Below are 18,171 nucleotides of genomic sequence, written 5' to 3'. Positions count from 1 at the left end.
TAAGGTTTTGGTAAATGTAGTAAAAAGATTGAAGATTTAAAATTTAAAATTTGATTGTGTGCTTGGCGTTACCTCAACTGATAACATTATTAATACCATTGTCATTGCCATGGTATTAGCCAAAACACTAGCATTAAATAGCAATTTTAAATGCCTGTAGCACTCTCATATGTTATTAGAATATTTATTGCAAAAAAGGCTTTGAAACCATAATGTAGAGCTATTTAAGTGGGGTCTCCTCGGTTAAAAGTTGCGGATAGCTTTTCCTGACTAAATCAATTTCTATTTCGTTTTTCAGTTCATTAAAATTTTTTCCATAAAGAGATTGTGACAATTTATTTCTCAGTTCCGCGTAAGCACTTAAGATTTCATTTTGTACTGAAATATATATTGAATAGGTTGAATTTCGCTGTGTTTGAAATTGAATCATTGCTTTTTCAGGATGATCTGATGAGGTCTCATTTTTTTTACCGTTGCACCAAGTACATTTCTCGCCGTTAGCATTTGTTCCGGCTCCATTATCTATAAAATCGACAACTATTTGTTTAAGTTCTCTAATATCAATAGTTTGATCTCCTTCAATGAGAATTTCATCATTAGCATTCAGGTTAATTTCCAACACATTTTTTTCATTCACATTAATTCTTGAAATATCAGTTTGTTTTTCTGGTAATTTTTTATAAATACCAATTTCGGTATCCATAGTAGTCGTAACTAAAAAGAAGATTAATAATAAAAATGCAATGTCTGCCATAGATCCGGCATTGATTTCGGGGTTGTTCCTTTCGCTCATAATTGTAGTTTTAGAGGTTAAATTCAATTTAATCTAATTGTTTCCTCGACGAAACAACCTTGTTTAAGGTGCTGACTTACCTCTCCTTTGGAGAGGTCAGAAATACATTTTCTACATATTTCTGGGTGAGGAATAAGGAAAGGTTAACAAAATATTAACAAAAATAGTGCCGAAATGTTTATTAGGGTATAGTTTTATTCACGGAGTGCTTCAACAACTTTGATAGCCTCCAAGGCTTCGTTCACATCATGCACTCGCAAAATATTGCTACCATATAATACAGCAATTGTGTTTGCCACGGTAGTCGCATTTAATGCTTTTTGAGGTGTTGTGCCTAATAGATTATAGAGCATAGATTTGCGGGAAACTCCAGCTAGTATGGGGACTTCTAAATTTTTAAATAGTTCAAGATTATTCAGCAACTCATAATTTTGTTCTAAGGTTTTTCCAAACCCAAAGCCAACATCAATAATTATATCATTAAGCCCTAGTTTTCGCAACGTATTTAGTTTGTCGGAGAAATAATAGACAATGTCTTTGGTAACATCAGCATAAGTTGGGTCAATCTGCATGGTTTTTGGTGTGCCTTGCATGTGCATAATTATATAAGGGACTTGTAAATTTCTGACCGTTGTAAACATATTTTCATCTAAGTTACCAGCAGAAATGTCATTGACCATAGACGCTCCAGCTTCTATTGCCTTTTTAGCAACTACGCTCCTAAACGTATCAATAGAAACCAATATTTCAGGAAAATTTTTGACCAACAATTTAATAATGGGAATCACTCTTTGTGATTCTTCAACTTCACTCACATCTTTTGCATTGGGCTTTGAAGAATATCCACCAACGTCAATAAAAGTAGCACCTTCCGTGAGCATTTTCTCTGTTCTGCCAATAACGTCTCTATCGCTCTTTAAAGTTCCACCATCGTAAAAAGAATCTGGGGTCATGTTTAAAATTCCCATTACCTTCGGGGTAGATAAATCAATAAGTTTGCCTTTGCAGTTTATATTCATTTATTTAGGATATTAGCTTTAACAATTTTGTTGATTACCTTGGTCATTTTAGGTGCTTTATAATTATCCATTATTTTAATTAATTCTTCAACTTTATCACTGATTAAAAGCATATTTTTATTTTCCTGTTTTAAAAATCCCTCTTTTACCATTACATCTAATTGTTGTAAAGTGTGATCAAAATAACCATTAGTGTTTAAAATTCCGATGGGTTTGGTTTCAATGCCTAATTGACCAAGAGTAAGTACCTCAAAAATTTCATCTAAAGTGCCAAATCCTCCAGGCATCGCAATATATCCATCAACCAAACGACTTATTTTTACTTTACGTTTTGACATTTTCTTGGAAAAATACATTTTAGTAATAGCCGCATGGGCAACTTCCTCATGTCTCAATAAATGTGGAATAACACCAATTACTTCGCCTTTGTTTTCCATTACAGCATCTGCAATTACGCCCATCATGCCAATTTTACCACCGCCATAAACCAAACCGATATTGTTTTTTGCCATATAAACACCTAGTTTATTGGCTTCATCGGCATAAATAGAACTGTGACCAATACTCGATCCGCAAAAAACGGCTATTCTCTTCATATTTTTGAATTTGTTCAAAGGTAATAAATTATATATTTTGAAATTCTACGCGTTAAAATGACGGTTAACTTAATAACTTATTAACCTAATAACTAAAAATTTCAATAGAAATTGATAAATTCGCTACTTAGAACGAACAGTAACACAATATGCACCAAACTTCAGAAAAATACGATGCCGTAATTGCAAAATGTCGTGAACTTTTTATAAATAAAATGACAGATTATGGCAGGTCTTGGCGTATTTTACGATTACCATCGTTAACAGATCAAATTTTTATTAAGGCACAACGTATTCGAAATCTACAAGAAAATGAGGTTAAAAAGGTTGATGAGGGAGAAATGTCGGAATTTATGGGTATTATAAATTACTGTGTAATGGCGTTGATTCAATTAGAAAAAGGAGTCGCAGATCAACCTGATTTATCCGCAAAGGAAACAGAAGAGCTTTATGACAAGCATATCGCCATTACAAAATCTTTGATGGAGAATAAGAATCACGATTATGGTGAGGCTTGGCGTGATATGCGTGTAAGTTCTTTAACCGATTTGATTCTGCAAAAATTACTTCGCGTAAAGTCTATTGAAAATAACAAAGGAAAATTATTGGTTTCTGAAGGTTTAGATGCCAACTATCAAGACATGATTAATTATTCGGTTTTTGCATTGATTTTAATGAGTGAAAAAGACACAGATAAAAAATGAAATTTATAACCCACATCGCAAGATTTTTAGTAGCAGCAACTTTTATATTTTCAGGATTTGTAAAATTGATAGACCCGCTGGGTTCCGCTTATAAATTTCAAGATTATTTTGCAGCTGGTGTTTTAAATTTGGAATTTTTAAGCCCTTATGCTTTACCTTTTTCGGTAATTTTAATTCTTGCTGAAATTATGTTGGGTGTTACGTTGTTAATAGGTTTCAAGCCCAAAATCACCGTATGGAGTTTGTTAATTCTGACCCTCGTATTTTTATTTTTAACGTGGTATTCCGCCTATTACAATAAAGTAACCGATTGTGGTTGCTTTGGCGATGCCGTTAAATTAACACCTTGGGAAACTTTTTATAAAAATGTTGTTCTTATCGGACTAATTGTTCTGTTAATATTCAATTTAAAAAACATCAAGCCAATATTTAGTAAAAATATAGTAAAATGGATTTCTTTTGGGTCACTTATGGTATTTATGTACATAGCGTATTATGTATTACAACATTTACCGTTGATTGATTTTAGACCTTATGCTATTGGAAACAATATTCCTGACGGAATGGTAATTCCCGAAGGGGCAAAACAGGATGTTTATGAAGACACTTGGATTTACAACGTTAACGGTGAGGATAAAGAATATACTACTGCTGAAAAACCTTGGGAAATTGAAGGTGCCACTTTCGTGGATAGAAAGACAGTATTAATTGAAAAAGGTTATGAAGTACCCATTCACGATTTTACTATGGAACGTGATGGTGTTGATTTTACTGAATTTTTAATGCAAAAGGAAAAATTGGTTTTAATTATAATGCATAATTTAAACAAAACGGATAAAACCTTATTGCCAAAAATTAAGGAATTTTCTACCAAAGCATTGCAAGAAGGTTATGACGTTTATGCCATGTCTTCCAGCAAAGAAGAGGATTTTTTAAAACTAAAAAATGAGTATAATTTAGACTTTGATGTATTGTTTTGTGATGATATTACTTTAAAAACAATGATACGGGCCAATCCTGGAATTATGATTTTAGATAAAGGTACAATCACCGGAAAATGGAATGCCAATGATGCCGATAATGTAAAGCTATGATACTATGAAACAACTAGTACTGGTATTTATTGGTGGAGGTTTTGGTAGCATTGCTCGTTTCTTGTTGGCCAAATACTTCAACAGTGAAACTACCGGAATTCCTTATGGTACCTTTTTGGCCAATGTGCTTGGCAGCTTGTTAATTGGTCTTATCTTAGGATTGGCATTAAAAAATGACACCTTGTCTCAAAACCAAACATTGTTATTAGCAACGGGTTTTTGTGGCGGTTTTACTACTTTTTCTACATTTGCCTATGAAAATTATGTATTTTTAAAAGCGGGTGATTTTGCCAGTTTTTTTATGTATGCTGTTGGTAGTTTTGTTTTGGGTCTTGCTGCTGTTTTTTTAGGAATGTATTTAGTTAAGAGTTGAATTAAACAGTATTTGTCATTCAGAACTAAACACAGTGAAGCCAAGAATCTTTTGAAATAATCTACACAGAATTACGTTTATCCAATAGAACAGTAATTCTTAAACTATGCAAAGGCATTTTTTCATTTTAATATTGGCGGTTGTTAGTGTAATTTCATGCGATCAAATTGATAATCTCACTAAATTCACGATGGATTATGATTCTTCCATGACCATACCTTCATCAACTGGAATTAATTTACCATTTGTATTGAATACTCCAGAAATGGAAAGTAACTCAGAATCAGAATTTGAATCTAACAATACGCATAAAGATTTAATAGAAGATATTCGACTTAGAGTATTAAAACTTACGTTGACTTCACCTGAAAATGAGGATTTTAGTTTTTTGGAATCCATTAAAATATTTATTGTAGCAGATGGTCTTCAAGAATTGGAAATTGCATATAATGAAGACGTAGCCTCATCGGCAGGTAAAGTCCTCGACTTAAAAACCATAGATGTTGATATTAAAGACTACATCAAAAAAGATAAATTTTCTTTGCGTGTTAAAGCGGTTACGGATGAAGTTATTACAACCGACCACCATATTGATATTCATTCAGAATTTTTTGTAGATGCCAAGATTTTAGGTGTTTAATAATTAAAAAAACTTTTAACTTAGAAGCTAGATCCATGGTATAAAATTTGATACAATTAATCAAAGTTTAATACCCATGAAATACATCTGTTTTTCCCTTATTTTATTTTTAATTTCCTCTTGTATTCCTTTACGGATTGCCCCAACAATTGAAGATTATAAGTTGACTACTGGGAAAAAGTTTAAGAAACATTTACCCAGAGATGAGGCATTTGTATTTGAAGACCCAAAAGATGCCAGTGAATTTTATAATTTTATCAATACAAAATATTCATTAAACCATAAAACGGTTGAGTATAATGTACCTATTCATGTTGAAGGCGGAGAGTTTTACATGTCATTTTACGAAGTAGAAATTCCAACTAAAACTATAAATTTACTACCTATTGCTGTTGATGCTACCCTTAAAAATAAGGGACTTGACCCCATGCTACAAGGTTCTCAATTCACACGTAAAGGCAATTGGTATTTAGCACTTTTTGTTTATGATGCAAATATGAAAGATTGTCTTAAGTCAGATTACCCTTCAAGAAAAGGAATATTAAATTACTTAAAAGCTCTCAAAAAAGAATATTTAAATACACATAATTATTTGGAAGCTATGATGAAGATGAAGTAAAATTTTGAGCTACAAATTAATTAAAAAGGCAACTTCTTCAAATCAAAATTTCCACCAGAAAGGATAACGCCAACTTTTTTATTGGTAAATTCAGACTTTGAATTTAACACCGCTGCCAATGCCACAGCACTGGAAGGTTCAACAATAATTTTCATACGTTCCCAAATCAATCGCATGGCAGCAACAATTTCTTCTTCAATAACCCGGATAATTTTTTCAACATGGTTATTGATGAGATTAAAAGTAATGTCGCCTAATGAAGTTTTAAGTCCATCACCAATAGTATCGGTAGTTGAATTGTGTTCTATTTTTCCACTTTCCATAGAGCGGTAAGCATCGTCAACTGCAAAAGGTTCTGCACCAATTACTTTGCAATTATTGCCAAACGCCATGGCACTTAAAACAGTACCGGAAACCAATCCGCCGCCGCCAACTGGGGAAATTATAAAATCCAAATCTGGATGTTTTTCCAATAATTCTTTTCCTGCGGAAGCGTTACCAAGTACAACATTAAAATCATTGAACGGGTGGACAAAAGTTGCTCCTTTTTCTTGCTGGATTTTTGAGGCTGTTGTTTCTCGGGCTTCTAAAGTTGGTTCACATTCCGTAATTTCTCCACCATAACCCCTAACGGCACTTTTTTTTACTTCGGGGGCATTGCCGGGCATCACAATATAAGATTTAACCCCTAAATTTTTTGCTGCCAATGCCAGGGCTTGTGCAAAATTACCCGACGAATGCGTAACCACACCTTTTTGTTTTTGCTCAGGAGATAATTGTAAAATAGCGTTGGTTGCCCCTCGCATTTTAAAAGCCCCCATTTTTTGGAAATTCTCACATTTAAAATACAATTCAGCTCCTGCCATTTTATCTATGGTCTTTGAAGTTATTATTGGCGTATTATGTATGTAGGGGAGAATTCTGTTGTAACTTTCTAAAATGTCTTCTTTAATTTCCATAGTTATAATTTTTTACACCTGCCTTTATAGCAATAGCCAAGTCATTTTCTTTGGGTGGAATAGGGCAGGAGTATTTTTGGTTATAAGCACAATACGGATTATAGGCTGTATTAAAATCTATAATAAGAGTATCCCCTTTAGGAATTTCAACATCTAAAAAACGTCCGCCACCATAAGTTTCTTTCCCATTGGTTTCATCATTAAAGGGTATAAATAAATGATTTTCAAAATCGTGTTGTTGTATTATATCTTGATTTTGATAGACATGCAAGGCCAATTTTTGCCCGTTTAAGGTAAAAACAGCTACACCATAGGTTCTATATAAAGGTAATCTATCTGTAGTAGTTGGCATAGCAAAGGTTTTTGGATTTTCGTATAATTTGAATTCTGCCGTTACTTTGTAAGTAGAATCGATTGGGAAAAAATCCAAGCCTTTAAATTTTTTTCTGTCCTCTTCTGTTAACGGTGATTTATTTTTATCTCTAAATTCCAGATTCTGATTTTGCTGATAGTCCTTGATGGAGGCAACATAATCATTAAATATGACTTTTTTTTGGGAACAAGCAACTGACGAGATTATCAATAGAAATAATAAAATATGCCTTTGCATAAAAACTGGAATTTGTTGTAAATATAATGATTATTAAAAATATTTTGTAGCTTTGACAAATCACAAAATAAGAATAATGTACACCTCAATTAAATATGTCCAGTTTATTTGTTCAAGAATGAGCAATTACGGGTGTGTTATAAATTGATTGGTATAAAAAAATCATATTTTAAAAACCCGGCAAGCTGCCGGGTTTTTTGTTTTTTCCTCACCCAGAACCGCAAGAAAAATGCAGTTTTGACCTCTCCGAAGGAGAGGTGAAAAGGAAACCCGATTCAAACTCGGGTTAAATATTTAGATTAATGAATCTACTAACCTACTTAAATAAAAAAATTATTCAACCCTATGTTGATACCTTTAAAGGTTTGTCAACAGAAGTTTGGTGGTTGGCACTTATAACGTTTATAAACAGGGCGGGTACAATGGTTATTCCGTTTTTGTCTTTGTATTTAACCAAGCATATGGGTTTTACATTGAGTAAAGTGGGCTGGGTAATGACTGCTTTTGGTTTAGGTTCTGTCCTTGGTTCATGGATAGGAGGTAAACTTACTGATTTAGTAGGTTATTATAAAGTAATGCTTTTTAGTTTAATTGGTACTGGATTTCTATTTATAGGATTACAATATTTAGATACTTTTTATTCAATCTGTATAGGTGTCTTTTTGGTTATGCTGGTTGCAGATACTTTTAGACCTGCTATGTTCGTTGCGTTAAATGCATACAGTAAACCCCAAAATAAAGCACGTTCAGTTACTTTAATTCGATTGGCAATTAATTTGGGTTTTTCAGGCGGGCCAGCAATCGGTGGGTTGATTATAACAAAAATTGGCTATGGTTTTCTTTTTTGGATTGATGGTGTTACGTGTGTCTTGGCCGCAATATTGTTGGTTATTGTTTTACAGCCTAAAGCTTCGAGAATTTTGGATAATTTGATTGTAGAAAACCCAAAGTCGGTATATAGTGATAAATTGTTTTTTATCTTTTTTGCAGCTATGGTGCTGTTCGGATTTGTATTCTTACAATATTTTTCAACTATCCCGCTTTACTATAAAGATGTGCAACAATTGTCTGAATATCATATTGGTTTATTGATGGGGCTCAACGGTTTTTTGATTTTTGTATTGGAAATGCCATTAATTAAAAAGTTGGAAAATCGCAATTTAAATATAGTTGGGTTAATGATTTTTGGTGCAGCCTTAATGGGTGGTAGTCTCTTGATATTGAATTTTAGCAATTGGGTAGGTATTGTAGTTTTCGGGATGGTGTTGATGACTATTGGTGAAATGATATTGTTTCCCTTCTCTAACGCCTTTGTAATGCAAAGGGCCAAAGGGGGTAAGCAAGGTGAATATATGGGTTTATATACCGTTTCATTCTCCATAGCCCACATATTCGGTCATAATATGGGGCTACAATTTGTGGATAATGTTGGTTATGAAAATACGTGGTATATTATGACGGTATTAACGTTAGGATGCTTGCTCTTGTTATATTGGTTAAAAGTTGTAGCGAGGCAAGAGCGGTTGGTGAAGTTAGAATTTCCAGACTAAATTATTAGACCCCGAATCTCCTTGTCAGTCGTTCGGGATAAGCGACCTCTAAGTTTTTTCATGAAGTGCCGTAGTGAAAAATTCGAGATCCCGATGTAGTTCCTCATCGGGATGATTGATTTACGCACTTTTCGCAAAAAGCGAAAAGTGGTTCTCTACTCACATATTTCTTCGATATTCTCCGCCAACTTCAAACAAAGCACGTGTAATCTGACCTAAAGAACAAACTTTGGTAGCCTCCATTAATTGTTCAAAAATATTTTCGTTTTTGACTGCCTTTTCTTGTAATAATTTGAGTTGTTCTGTCGATTTTTCGGTATTACCTTTATTCAGATTGTTAACCACCTCAATTTGATTTTTCTTCTCTTTTTCTGTAGCTCTTATTACCTCTTGCGGTAAAATAGTTGGCGAACCTTTGCTACTTAAAAAAGTATTTACACCAATAATGGGGAAATCACCATTGTGTTTCAGCGTTTCATAATGCAAACTTTCTTCTTGAATTTTAGAACGTTGGTACATGGTTTCCATTGCTCCTAAAACGCCCCCTCTATCAGTAATTCTATCGAATTCTGCATACACGGCTTCCTCTACTAAATCTGTTAATTCTTCAATAATAAACGCCCCTTGAATTGGGTTTTCATTTTTTGCCAAACCTAATTCTTTATTGATAATCAATTGAATTGCCATTGCCCTACGTACCGATTCTTCGGTTGGTGTTGTGATGGCTTCGTCATAAGCATTGGTGTGCAAACTGTTGCAATTATCATAAATGGCATACAATGCTTGGAGCGTAGTTCTTATATCGTTAAAGTCAATTTCTTGGGCGTGCAATGAGCGTCCAGAAGTTTGAATATGGTATTTCAACATTTGTGCTCTAGGATTAGCACCATATTTTAATTTCATAGCTTTAGCCCAAATTTTACGGGCAACTCTACCGATTACGGCATATTCTGGATCAATTCCGTTTGAGAAAAAGAAGGAAAGGTTTGGGCCAAATTTGTCAATGTCCATACCTCTCGACAAATAATATTCCACATAAGTAAAACCATTGGACAAGGTAAATGCCAATTGTGAAATTGGATTGGCACCTGCCTCCGCAATATGATACCCTGAAATAGAAACAGAATAAAAATTCCGAACCTTGTTTTCTATAAAATATTCTTGTACATCGCCCATCAATCGCAGGGCGAATTCTGTTGAAAATATACAAGTATTTTGAGCTTGATCTTCTTTTAAAATATCCGCCTGAACTGTACCTCGAACTTTAGAGATGGTTTCTAATTTAATTTTTTGATAAACCTCGTTTGGCAACACCTCATCTCCAGTAACACCAAGCAACATTAACCCTAAACCATTATTGCCCTGAGGTAATTCGCCTTGATAAGCTGGACGTTTTACACCTTTCTTTTTATAAATAGATTCAATTTTTTTCTCCACTTCTTTTTCTAAACCTTTGGCTTTTATATATTTTTCACATTCTTGGTCAATTGCGGCATTCATAAAAAATCCTAGCAACATAGGTGCTGGGCCATTAATGGTCATAGAAACGGAAGTCATTGGGTTGGTCAATTCAAAGCCTGAGTACAACTTTTTAGCATCATCTAAACAGCAAATGGAAACTCCTGCATTGCCAATTTTACCGTAAATATCCGGGCGTAAATCGGGATCATTTCCATATAAAGTAACTGAATCAAAAGCGGTTGAAAGACGCTTAGCGTCCATGTCTAAACTCACATAATGAAACCGTCTGTTGGTGCGTTCTGGACCACCTTCGCCAGCGAACATTCTTGTAGGGTCTTCGCCAGTTCTCTTAAAGGGATAAATTCCTGCAGTATAAGGAAATTCTCCTGGCACATTTTCTTGTAAATTCCAAAGTAGTATATCGCCCCAAGCTTCATATTTTGGTAAGGCTATTTTCGGAATTTGTAAATGAGATAAGGATTCTGAATGGGTTTCAATTTTTATTTCTTTATCTCTTACATTAAAAGAATAAATAGGATTTTTATAGGTTTGCTTTTTCTTTTCCCAATTTAAAATTGTTTTCCAATTCTGAGGATTTAGGTCTGTTTTTATTCTAGAAAATTCTTTAAAAAGTAGCTTTAACAGTTGAGAACTAATATCCTTATCATTGTTAGTTTCTTCCAAAATCTTCTTCTCATCAAGACCATTCTCAGTAAGAAATCCCTTTTGATTATTTAATGAATCAACATTGCAAACCGAACAAATGGTTTTATAAATCCCATATAATTTTTGAGCAACATCTTTTTGTTCTAGACACCGCTGATTATAATTCCGATTATTATCAGTAATCTCAGAAAGATAACGCGTTCTATTTGGTGGGATTATAAACTGTTTTTCCGACATTTCGTCGGTTATTTTAAAAGTACTTTTAAGTTTAACATCTACTTTTTCATTGAGTTTGTCGATAATTGCTTTATAAAGCGAATTTGTACCTGGATCATTAAATTGAGAAGCAATAGTACCAAAAACAGGCATATAATCAGGATTTTCATCCCACAGATTATGATTCCGCTGATATTGCTTTTTTACATCGCGTAAAGCATCCAAAGCCCCACGTTTATCGAATTTATTAAGAGCGATAACATCGGCATAATCTATCATGTCTATTTTTTCCAATTGTGTAGCCGCACCGTATTCGGGAGTCATAACATACAACGACATATCTGAATGCTCGATAATCTCCGTTCCAGATTGCCCAATTCCAGAAGTTTCTAAAATGATGAGATCAAATTCCGCCATTTTAAGGATTTCGATAGCATCTGAAACGTTTTTTGAAAGTGATAGATTGGATTGCCTTGTGGCCAATGAACGCATATATACACGGTCATTTTTAATGGAGTTCATTCTAATTCTATCACCCAACAACGCTCCGCCTGTTTTTCTTTTCGAAGGGTCAACAGAGATAATTCCCAATGTTTTATTCTTAAAATCTGCTAAAAACCGTCGTACCAATTCATCAACCAAAGATGATTTTCCAGCACCACCAGTTCCTGTAATTCCTAAAATAGCCCCTTTGCCCTTTGGGCATTTCCCCTCAGGGGAAAGACTATCGAATAAAATTTTGTAGTTGTCGTAGTCATTTTCCGCTAATGTAATCAACCGAGCAATAGTATTTATATCCTTGTTTTTCAGTAGTTCTAACGTCCCTCCCCCTGAGGGGGAGGCTAGGTGGGGGCTTCTATCACACCTCTCCACCATATCGTTAATCATACCTTGCAATCCCATTTTTCTACCATCGTCAGGTGAGTAAATCCTGGCAATGCCGTAATCCATCAATTCTTTAATTTCTTCAGGTAAAATAACACCCCCGCCGCCGCCAAAAATTTTAATCTGTGGAGCATTTTTTTCTTGTAAAAGGTCAAACATGTATTTGAAATACTCGTTATGACCGCCTTGATAAGAAGTCATCGCAATGGCATTTGCATCTTCTTGAATAGCAGTATTTACAACCTCTTCTACACTTCTATCGTGCCCCAAATGAATAACCTCAACGCCAGTAGCTTGAATTATTCTACGCATAATATTAATGGCAGCATCATGCCCATCAAAAAGAGAAGCGGCTGTTACAATTCTAATTTTATTTTTGGGTTTATAAACGGGAACTTGCTCCATGAAAAATTTGATGTTTTATATGGCAATTTACAAATATTTTTAATTAAAACAGAGATGAAAGGGGAAGTGAAAAGTCGATATTTTAGGACTTTCAAGAAGTTTTTATAAATAATTTATAAAAGACCAGAATTTACGTTCATTTAAATAGTTAGGGTTTCCTTCATTTTCATAAGCTTCTTTTTCGAAACTTATATTTTTATAGGCAGCGGTCCAATTTCTTAATCGGATTAAATGAAATAAAAACTCCAAGGTATACCATATAAAAAAGAATACCCATAATAATTCCAACTGTTGTTTCAAGTGAATACGTTCGTGATTTATCAGTACCCAGTTGTTTGATAATGATCTATTCTTTAAAAAAATAAAAGGATATATGGCCAAACCAGTATAATTTTTAGGAATTAAGAATCTTGAAAATAATATCATTAAAATTTTTTTATTTAGGGGATTGCCTACTTTTTATAACGTTAAAATTACTAAATAATTATTTTTCAGCCTTTTAAGTATTTTTAACTTATAAACAAGAAGTTAACAGTTAAAATGGCTCGTCTTAAGTAAAAGATTATCGGCACTTACTTTTTTGGCTTTTTTTTAACTAGGCATTAACAAATTTATGCCTAGTTAAATTTTAATTTTAGACTAACTATTAATTATTCAAATAATCTATCTTGTCTTATGACCATATCTAAGATGGTTAAAATAATATTTTTGTTTATTTATGTCAGTAGTTTTTCTTTAAATTTTGAAGATCAAAATTTAAATTATTCAAAAGAAAAAAAACTGATTGATAGTTTGTATTTTGGCTATAACCAGTCTCCTGTTAATCAGCAAAATGCTCAAAAAATAATCGAGACCTATAATAATAAGAATAAGAGTGATTCAATTTTATCGGCAGAAGATTTAAAAATATTAGCAATAAGCTATAGTCATTTAAATAATTCAACTAAAGCCAGCCATTATGTAGAAAAATATATTAAAAAATCTCATGACTTAAAAATTTTGGATAATGATTCTTTTGAAAAGATATTTGAGTCTGATGAATATCAACATACAATTGGTAAATATAGACCTAAACTAAATGTATGGATTTTATTCTTTTTTGCTACAGGATTAATAGGAGTATTTATATCAATAGTTTTAAATTTAAGAAAGAAAGGAGATATAACAGCTAATATTCTTATCAGTTTGTTTGTATTAATGCATTCTTTATTTATGATAAATTTATGCTTATTTTTATCAAACTATGTTTATAATTTTCCAAATCTGTTTTCAATAACACTTTCATTTTCATTTTTATATGGTCCTCTGCTTTATTTCTATTATAAAAGAATATCACAAAGGTATATCTTTAAACCTTTAGACATATTACATTTATTGCCAACTCTTATCTTACTTCTATTTTTATTACCGAACTATTTGCTGACAGCGGAAGAAAAATTACACATTTTATTAAATAGAAATAGTATTTTTCACTCAACATTGGTTATTGTAATAATTATCAAGTCAATTTCATTGATTGGTTATGGATATCTGGTGTTTAGGTTATACCATAAAAATTTTAATAAAAAATCAAAACCCAGAACAGAAATTTTAAAATGGCAAAGAAATTTAATGATTTTGAATTCGGCATATGCTCTTGTTTATGCTGCTTATGGCGTGTTTTTAATATTTAAATCGGCATTTGTTTTTATATACCCTCAAACATTCTTATTGTCAATTACGGTATTGTATGTAGGCTATATAGCATATGTACAACCTAGTGTTTTCAGTAAAAAGCATTTGTTCTATGACGTATTAAAATATCAAAAATCAGGATTAACAGAAAGCTTTTCGAATGAACTTAAAGGGCAATTATTAAAATTGCTATATGAGGAAAAAATCTATAAAATAAACAATATTAGTTTAGAAATATTATCAGAGCGGTTGGAAACAAATAGGCACAGTGCGTCACAAGTAATTAATGAGCATTTTAATATGAATTTTTTTAATCTAATCAATAAATTTAGAATACAAGAAGCAGTAGAGATTTTTAAAAATGACAAGAATAATAATTTGAATATTATTGATGTGGCTTATGATGTAGGCTATAATAATAAAGTTACTTTCAACAAAGCTTTTAAAGATGTTACCGGTACCACACCTTCACAATTCATTAACAACTTTAACGAAAACAAGCCAAATACAATTTTTAAAGTAAATTTTAAGTAATAATACTTCGGCTAAGAAAAATATTATAAGCCTTTCCTTCAAAATTTAACATTTTAACTTCATTTGCGACTGAATGCTGAACATCTAGTTGATGGATAACTTACTTCTTAAAAAAATAAAGAATCCACTAAACTTTGTTTTCATGTAAAGAAGATTATTTGAATTAATTGTTTTCCTGATTCTTTTTCGTTTGGCATTCTTTAATTTTTTATTAACTCAAATATTCAATTTATGAAATGTAAGTTTTACAATTTATGTTTCTTTCTTGCTATGCTGAGTAGTTCGCTACTTTATGCTCAAGGAAGAACAATTACTGGTAACGTAACGGATGAATCTGGACCTTTACCTGGAGTAAGTATTATTATTAAGGGCACCACTACGGGTACCGAAACCGATTTTGATGGTAATTATGCCATACAGGCGGAAACAGGCGATGTACTTGTCTTTAGTTTTGCAGGTATGCTAACTCAAGAAAAAACAGTAGGATCATCCAACACCATTAACGTAACAATGCAAAACAATAATCTTTTAGAAGAAGTTGTTGTTGTTGCTTATGGTACATCTAGTAAGGAAGCTTTAACTGGTGCTGTTACCCAAATTAAAACGGAAGACATTGAAAAAAGGTCTATTACGAACCTTTCTACCGCTATTGAAGGTGCTTCGCCAGGTGTAATCGCTACTGCTAGCGGAGAACCAGGTTCAGGACAAAGTATTAGAATTAGAGGTTTTGGCTCTTTTACAGCCACAAATGCACCTTTATATGTTGTTGACGGTATTCCTATTAATGGTAATTTGTCTAGTATAAATCCAAATGATATTGACAATATTACAATTTTAAAGGATGCTTCTTCAACCGCTTTATACGGAAATAAAGCAACAAATGGTGTAGTATTGGTTACTACTAAAAGAGGTAAGACAGGTAAAGGGCAACTTTCTGTAAATATATCTACAAGTATTGTAGATAGATCTATTCCTGAATACGATAGAATTGATGCAGATGATTATTATCCAGTTATGTGGGAGGCATTAAGAAATACTTCCGCAATACCTGGAGTAAGTAGTCAGGCGGATTTGGATGCGGCAAATCAAGCTGCTAGTGATGGTATTTTCGGAATTTTAGGATACAACCCTTACAACGTTCCAAATGATCAGATAGTAGGAACCAACGGACAATTAAATCCAAATGCATCATTGTTATATGATGATTTTGATTGGGAAGGTGCCATAACCAGAACAGGTATTAGAAGAACAGCAGATATAAGTTATCAAGGTAGAACAGAAAATGCAGATTATTTTGCGTCTTTTGGTTATTTAGATGAAGAAGGTTATATAACAAAATCTGATTTTGAAAGATTTACGGCTAGAGTCAATGTAAATTATCAAGCAAAAAAATGGTTAAAAGTAGGAGGTAACTTTGCTGGGGGTAAATCGGATAGTAATCAAAGTAATTTGGGAACGAATACCAGTTTTAGAAATGCTTTTCGTTTTACAAGACAAATGGGACCTATTTATCCTATTTATGAACATGACCCTGTTACCGGTGCATTTATACTCGATGAAAATGGAAATAGAAAGTTTGACATTAATGATAATAGACCAAGTGGGGCAAGTACAGGTAGGCATGTTGTTCTCGAAAGAAAGTTAGATGTAGATTTTGATGAAATAACAACCATCAACTTAAAAACCTATGCAGATATAACATTGGCTGAAGGTTTAACATTCAGAACTAACCTTAGTTATGAAGAAGATAACTTCTACAACACATTTTTCTGGAATACAATAATAGGTGACGGTGCACCTACTGGTTTAGGGTTTAGACAATTTGTAAGAACCAGAACAGTAGGTTTCAATCAATTGTTAAATTATACAAAGTCTTTTAATGATGTGCATAATTTTGAAGTACTGGGTGGTCATGAAAGTCAAAGATTAGAGATTGACGATTTGAACGGAACACGCAGAACGCAAATTGCAGCAGGCAATTTAGAGCTAATCAATTTTGTAGAAACTACTGATTTAGTATCTCAAAGAGATGAGGCTACCGATGATAGTTATTTTGGACGATTAAATTATAATTACGATAACAAATATTTTATAAGTAGTTCTATCCGTACCGATGGTTCATCTCGTTTTACAGATGAAAAAAGATGGGGTACGTTTTGGTCTTTAGGAGGTTCTTGGAGTATAGATAAGGAAAATTTTATAAGTGATGTTTCATGGATAAATCAATTGAAATTAAGAGCTTCTTATGGTGAGTTGGGCAATAGCAGAATTCTAAAAGAGGTTAACAATGTTTTTGTAGCTGATTATTATCCGGCTCAGGCCACTTTTGCTTTAGATAATAATAACCAAAATGAGCCTGGTATAATAAGGTCAAGCTTAGGAGCACCAGATTTAGAATGGGAAACTAGTGCAAATTTTGATGTTGCTTTGGAATTTGGTCTATTTAATAGAATCAGGGGTTCTGTGGAATATTATAACAAAGAGTCGCAAAACTTGATATTTAATGTTCCAGTTGCTTTTTCTGATGGTGCGGACAGCAAGCTACAAAACATTGGTACTTTATTTAATAGAGGTATTGAAGTTAGTTTGTCGGCCGATATCGTTAAGAGCGAAAATTTTTCTTGGAATATTAATATAAATGCAGCTACTATTCAAAATGAATTTACAGAATTACCTCAAGGAGAAATTATCAACGGTACTAAAAAACTGCAAGTTGGTAAAGGCCTATTTGATTATTGGTTGAGAGACTGGTATGGTGTTGACCCAAGTGATGGTGCAGGTTTATTTGTTGCTGATGACCCAACTGGGTCTAATGTTAGAACGGTAAATGGTGTAACGGTAACAACCTCTTCCAGCAATGCTAAATTTCATTATGCGGGTTCTGCCATTCCTGACTTAACAGGATCTATAACCAATGAATTTAAGTATAAGAACTTCTCTTTGTCAACTTTGTTTACATATCAACTGGGAGGTGAAACCTTAGATGGAAATTATCAAGGTATTATGAGTGCTGGAACGTATGGAGAGGCAAAACATGTTGATATTTTGGATCGTTGGCAGCAACCGGGAGATATTACCAACGTGCCAAGGATGGATGCTTCTTCCGCATCGCAGTGGGATGTTACTTCGGATAGATGGTTAACGGACGCTTCAAACTTGAATTTAAGACAAGCAAACCTTGCTTATACATTTAATGATGATGTAGCAGAGAAAATAGGATTATCCTATTTGAGACTATATGCTACGGCAGAAAATGTTTTCTCTATTAATGCTCGTAAAGGGCTTAATGTTCAACAACAGTTTAATGGTAATACTACAAATGTATATACTCCGTCAAGGATAGTGTCATTTGGTTTAAATTTAAAATTATAAA

Annotated in this window: 15 protein-coding genes; 8 read left to right on the top strand and 7 right to left on the bottom strand. The window is 33.1% G+C overall.

Translation table 11 applies throughout. The features are described 5' to 3' along the window. Nucleotides 1–220 precede the first annotated feature (220 nt). The 3 genes from UMM65_RS04245 to UMM65_RS04235 all read right to left on the bottom strand — a co-directional run bounded on the left by UMM65_RS04245 (nucleotide 221) and on the right by UMM65_RS04235 (nucleotide 2,408). Entirely contained in the window at nucleotides 221–793 is a 573-nt protein-coding gene (locus UMM65_RS04245; RefSeq protein WP_321975236.1) for an ExbD/TolR family protein, read from the bottom strand. 194 nt (nucleotides 794–987) lie between these two features. Further along, a complete protein-coding gene (gene folP / locus UMM65_RS04240; RefSeq protein ID WP_321975235.1) occupies nucleotides 988–1,812 on the bottom strand; it encodes a dihydropteroate synthase in 825 nt (274 codons plus the stop codon). Then, a complete protein-coding gene (locus UMM65_RS04235; protein WP_321975234.1) occupies nucleotides 1,809–2,408 on the bottom strand; it encodes an LOG family protein in 600 nt (199 codons plus the stop codon). The genes folP and UMM65_RS04235 overlap by 4 nt, the downstream gene beginning before the upstream one ends. A 149-nt stretch (nucleotides 2,409–2,557) precedes the next feature. Between UMM65_RS04235 and UMM65_RS04230 the strand changes: the two genes are divergently transcribed. The 5 genes from UMM65_RS04230 to UMM65_RS04210 all read left to right on the top strand — a co-directional run bounded on the left by UMM65_RS04230 (nucleotide 2,558) and on the right by UMM65_RS04210 (nucleotide 5,838). Continuing rightward, on the top strand, nucleotides 2,558–3,112 hold the full coding sequence (locus tag UMM65_RS04230; RefSeq protein ID WP_321975233.1) for a DUF1599 domain-containing protein: 555 nt from the start codon (nucleotides 2,558–2,560) through the stop codon (nucleotides 3,110–3,112). Further along, a complete protein-coding gene (locus tag UMM65_RS04225; RefSeq protein ID WP_321975232.1) occupies nucleotides 3,109–4,206 on the top strand; it encodes a BT_3928 family protein in 1,098 nt (365 codons plus the stop codon). The genes UMM65_RS04230 and UMM65_RS04225 overlap by 4 nt, the downstream gene beginning before the upstream one ends. Before the next feature lie 4 nt (nucleotides 4,207–4,210). Then, entirely contained in the window at nucleotides 4,211–4,579 is a 369-nt protein-coding gene (gene crcB, locus UMM65_RS04220; protein ID WP_321975231.1) for a fluoride efflux transporter CrcB, read from the top strand. A gap of 106 nt (nucleotides 4,580–4,685) precedes the next feature. Beyond that, the gene (locus UMM65_RS04215; RefSeq protein WP_321975229.1) at nucleotides 4,686–5,219 is read left to right on the top strand and encodes a hypothetical protein; all 534 of its coding nucleotides are present in this window, start codon (nucleotides 4,686–4,688) and stop codon (nucleotides 5,217–5,219) included. A 76-nt stretch (nucleotides 5,220–5,295) separates the two neighbouring features. Then, nucleotides 5,296–5,838: a hypothetical protein gene (locus UMM65_RS04210; RefSeq protein ID WP_321975228.1), complete on the top strand. Its 543-nt coding sequence runs from the start codon at nucleotides 5,296–5,298 to the stop codon at nucleotides 5,836–5,838. 20 nt (nucleotides 5,839–5,858) lie between these two features. On the opposite strand, the gene UMM65_RS04205 is transcribed toward UMM65_RS04210, so the two are convergent. Together UMM65_RS04205 and UMM65_RS04200 are read right to left on the bottom strand one after the other, a co-directional pair. Continuing rightward, on the bottom strand, nucleotides 5,859–6,797 hold the full coding sequence (locus UMM65_RS04205) for a pyridoxal-phosphate dependent enzyme (protein ID WP_321975227.1): 939 nt from the start codon (nucleotides 6,795–6,797) through the stop codon (nucleotides 5,859–5,861). After that, the gene (locus tag UMM65_RS04200) at nucleotides 6,787–7,407 is read right to left on the bottom strand and encodes a DUF1684 domain-containing protein (protein WP_321975226.1); all 621 of its coding nucleotides are present in this window, start codon (nucleotides 7,405–7,407) and stop codon (nucleotides 6,787–6,789) included. Before UMM65_RS04200 ends, UMM65_RS04205 begins: the two co-directional genes overlap by 11 nt. Nucleotides 7,408–7,709: 302 nt before the next feature. On the opposite strand from UMM65_RS04200, the gene UMM65_RS04195 reads away from it, so the two are divergent. Continuing rightward, complete coding sequence (locus UMM65_RS04195; protein ID WP_321975225.1) at nucleotides 7,710–8,957, top strand: MFS transporter; 1,248 nt, start codon at nucleotides 7,710–7,712, stop codon at nucleotides 8,955–8,957. 159 nt (nucleotides 8,958–9,116) lie between these two features. Here the strand turns inward: UMM65_RS04195 and UMM65_RS04190 are convergent, their stop codons facing one another. Together UMM65_RS04190 and UMM65_RS04185 are read right to left on the bottom strand one after the other, a co-directional pair. Further along, on the bottom strand, nucleotides 9,117–12,590 hold the full coding sequence (locus UMM65_RS04190; RefSeq protein ID WP_321975224.1) for a methylmalonyl-CoA mutase family protein: 3,474 nt from the start codon (nucleotides 12,588–12,590) through the stop codon (nucleotides 9,117–9,119). Nucleotides 12,591–12,692: 102 nt separating this feature from the next. Further along, the gene (locus UMM65_RS04185; protein WP_321975223.1) at nucleotides 12,693–13,016 is read right to left on the bottom strand and encodes a hypothetical protein; all 324 of its coding nucleotides are present in this window, start codon (nucleotides 13,014–13,016) and stop codon (nucleotides 12,693–12,695) included. 249 nt (nucleotides 13,017–13,265) lie between these two features. Between UMM65_RS04185 and UMM65_RS04180 the strand changes: the two genes are divergently transcribed. After that, nucleotides 13,266–14,798, top strand: a complete 1,533-nt coding sequence (locus UMM65_RS04180; RefSeq protein WP_321975222.1) for a helix-turn-helix domain-containing protein — start codon at nucleotides 13,266–13,268, stop codon at nucleotides 14,796–14,798. A gap of 231 nt (nucleotides 14,799–15,029) precedes the next feature. Further along, a complete protein-coding gene (locus tag UMM65_RS04175; protein ID WP_321975220.1) occupies nucleotides 15,030–18,170 on the top strand; it encodes a SusC/RagA family TonB-linked outer membrane protein in 3,141 nt (1,046 codons plus the stop codon). Nucleotide 18,171: the final 1 nt, after the last annotated feature.

It is taken from the genome of Aureibaculum koreense (assembly GCF_034296135.1).
In the GTDB taxonomy this organism is placed as follows: Bacteria; Bacteroidota; Bacteroidia; order Flavobacteriales; family Flavobacteriaceae; genus Aureibaculum.
This window is presented reverse-complemented; position numbering and strand designations above follow the sequence as displayed.

What these genes read in the sequence shown, in the direction of transcription:
- UMM65_RS04245 (WP_321975236.1), bottom strand. Translation starts at nt 793, where the DNA reads ATGAGCGAAAGGAACAACCCCGAAATCAATGCCGGATCTATGGCAGAC.
- folP (WP_321975235.1), bottom strand. Translation starts at nt 1,812, where the DNA reads ATGAATATAAACTGCAAAGGCAAACTTATTGATTTATCTACCCCGAAG.
- UMM65_RS04235 (WP_321975234.1), bottom strand. Translation starts at nt 2,408, where the DNA reads ATGAAGAGAATAGCCGTTTTTTGCGGATCGAGTATTGGTCACAGTTCT.
- UMM65_RS04230 (WP_321975233.1), top strand. Translation starts at nt 2,558, where the DNA reads ATGCACCAAACTTCAGAAAAATACGATGCCGTAATTGCAAAATGTCGT.
- UMM65_RS04225 (WP_321975232.1), top strand. Translation starts at nt 3,109, where the DNA reads ATGAAATTTATAACCCACATCGCAAGATTTTTAGTAGCAGCAACTTTT.
- crcB (WP_321975231.1), top strand. Translation starts at nt 4,211, where the DNA reads ATGAAACAACTAGTACTGGTATTTATTGGTGGAGGTTTTGGTAGCATT.
- UMM65_RS04215 (WP_321975229.1), top strand. Translation starts at nt 4,686, where the DNA reads ATGCAAAGGCATTTTTTCATTTTAATATTGGCGGTTGTTAGTGTAATT.
- UMM65_RS04210 (WP_321975228.1), top strand. Translation starts at nt 5,296, where the DNA reads ATGAAATACATCTGTTTTTCCCTTATTTTATTTTTAATTTCCTCTTGT.
- UMM65_RS04205 (WP_321975227.1), bottom strand. Translation starts at nt 6,797, where the DNA reads ATGGAAATTAAAGAAGACATTTTAGAAAGTTACAACAGAATTCTCCCC.
- UMM65_RS04200 (WP_321975226.1), bottom strand. Translation starts at nt 7,407, where the DNA reads ATGCAAAGGCATATTTTATTATTTCTATTGATAATCTCGTCAGTTGCT.
- UMM65_RS04195 (WP_321975225.1), top strand. Translation starts at nt 7,710, where the DNA reads ATGAATCTACTAACCTACTTAAATAAAAAAATTATTCAACCCTATGTT.
- UMM65_RS04190 (WP_321975224.1), bottom strand. Translation starts at nt 12,590, where the DNA reads ATGGAGCAAGTTCCCGTTTATAAACCCAAAAATAAAATTAGAATTGTA.
- UMM65_RS04185 (WP_321975223.1), bottom strand. Translation starts at nt 13,016, where the DNA reads ATGATATTATTTTCAAGATTCTTAATTCCTAAAAATTATACTGGTTTG.
- UMM65_RS04180 (WP_321975222.1), top strand. Translation starts at nt 13,266, where the DNA reads ATGACCATATCTAAGATGGTTAAAATAATATTTTTGTTTATTTATGTC.
- UMM65_RS04175 (WP_321975220.1), top strand. Translation starts at nt 15,030, where the DNA reads ATGAAATGTAAGTTTTACAATTTATGTTTCTTTCTTGCTATGCTGAGT.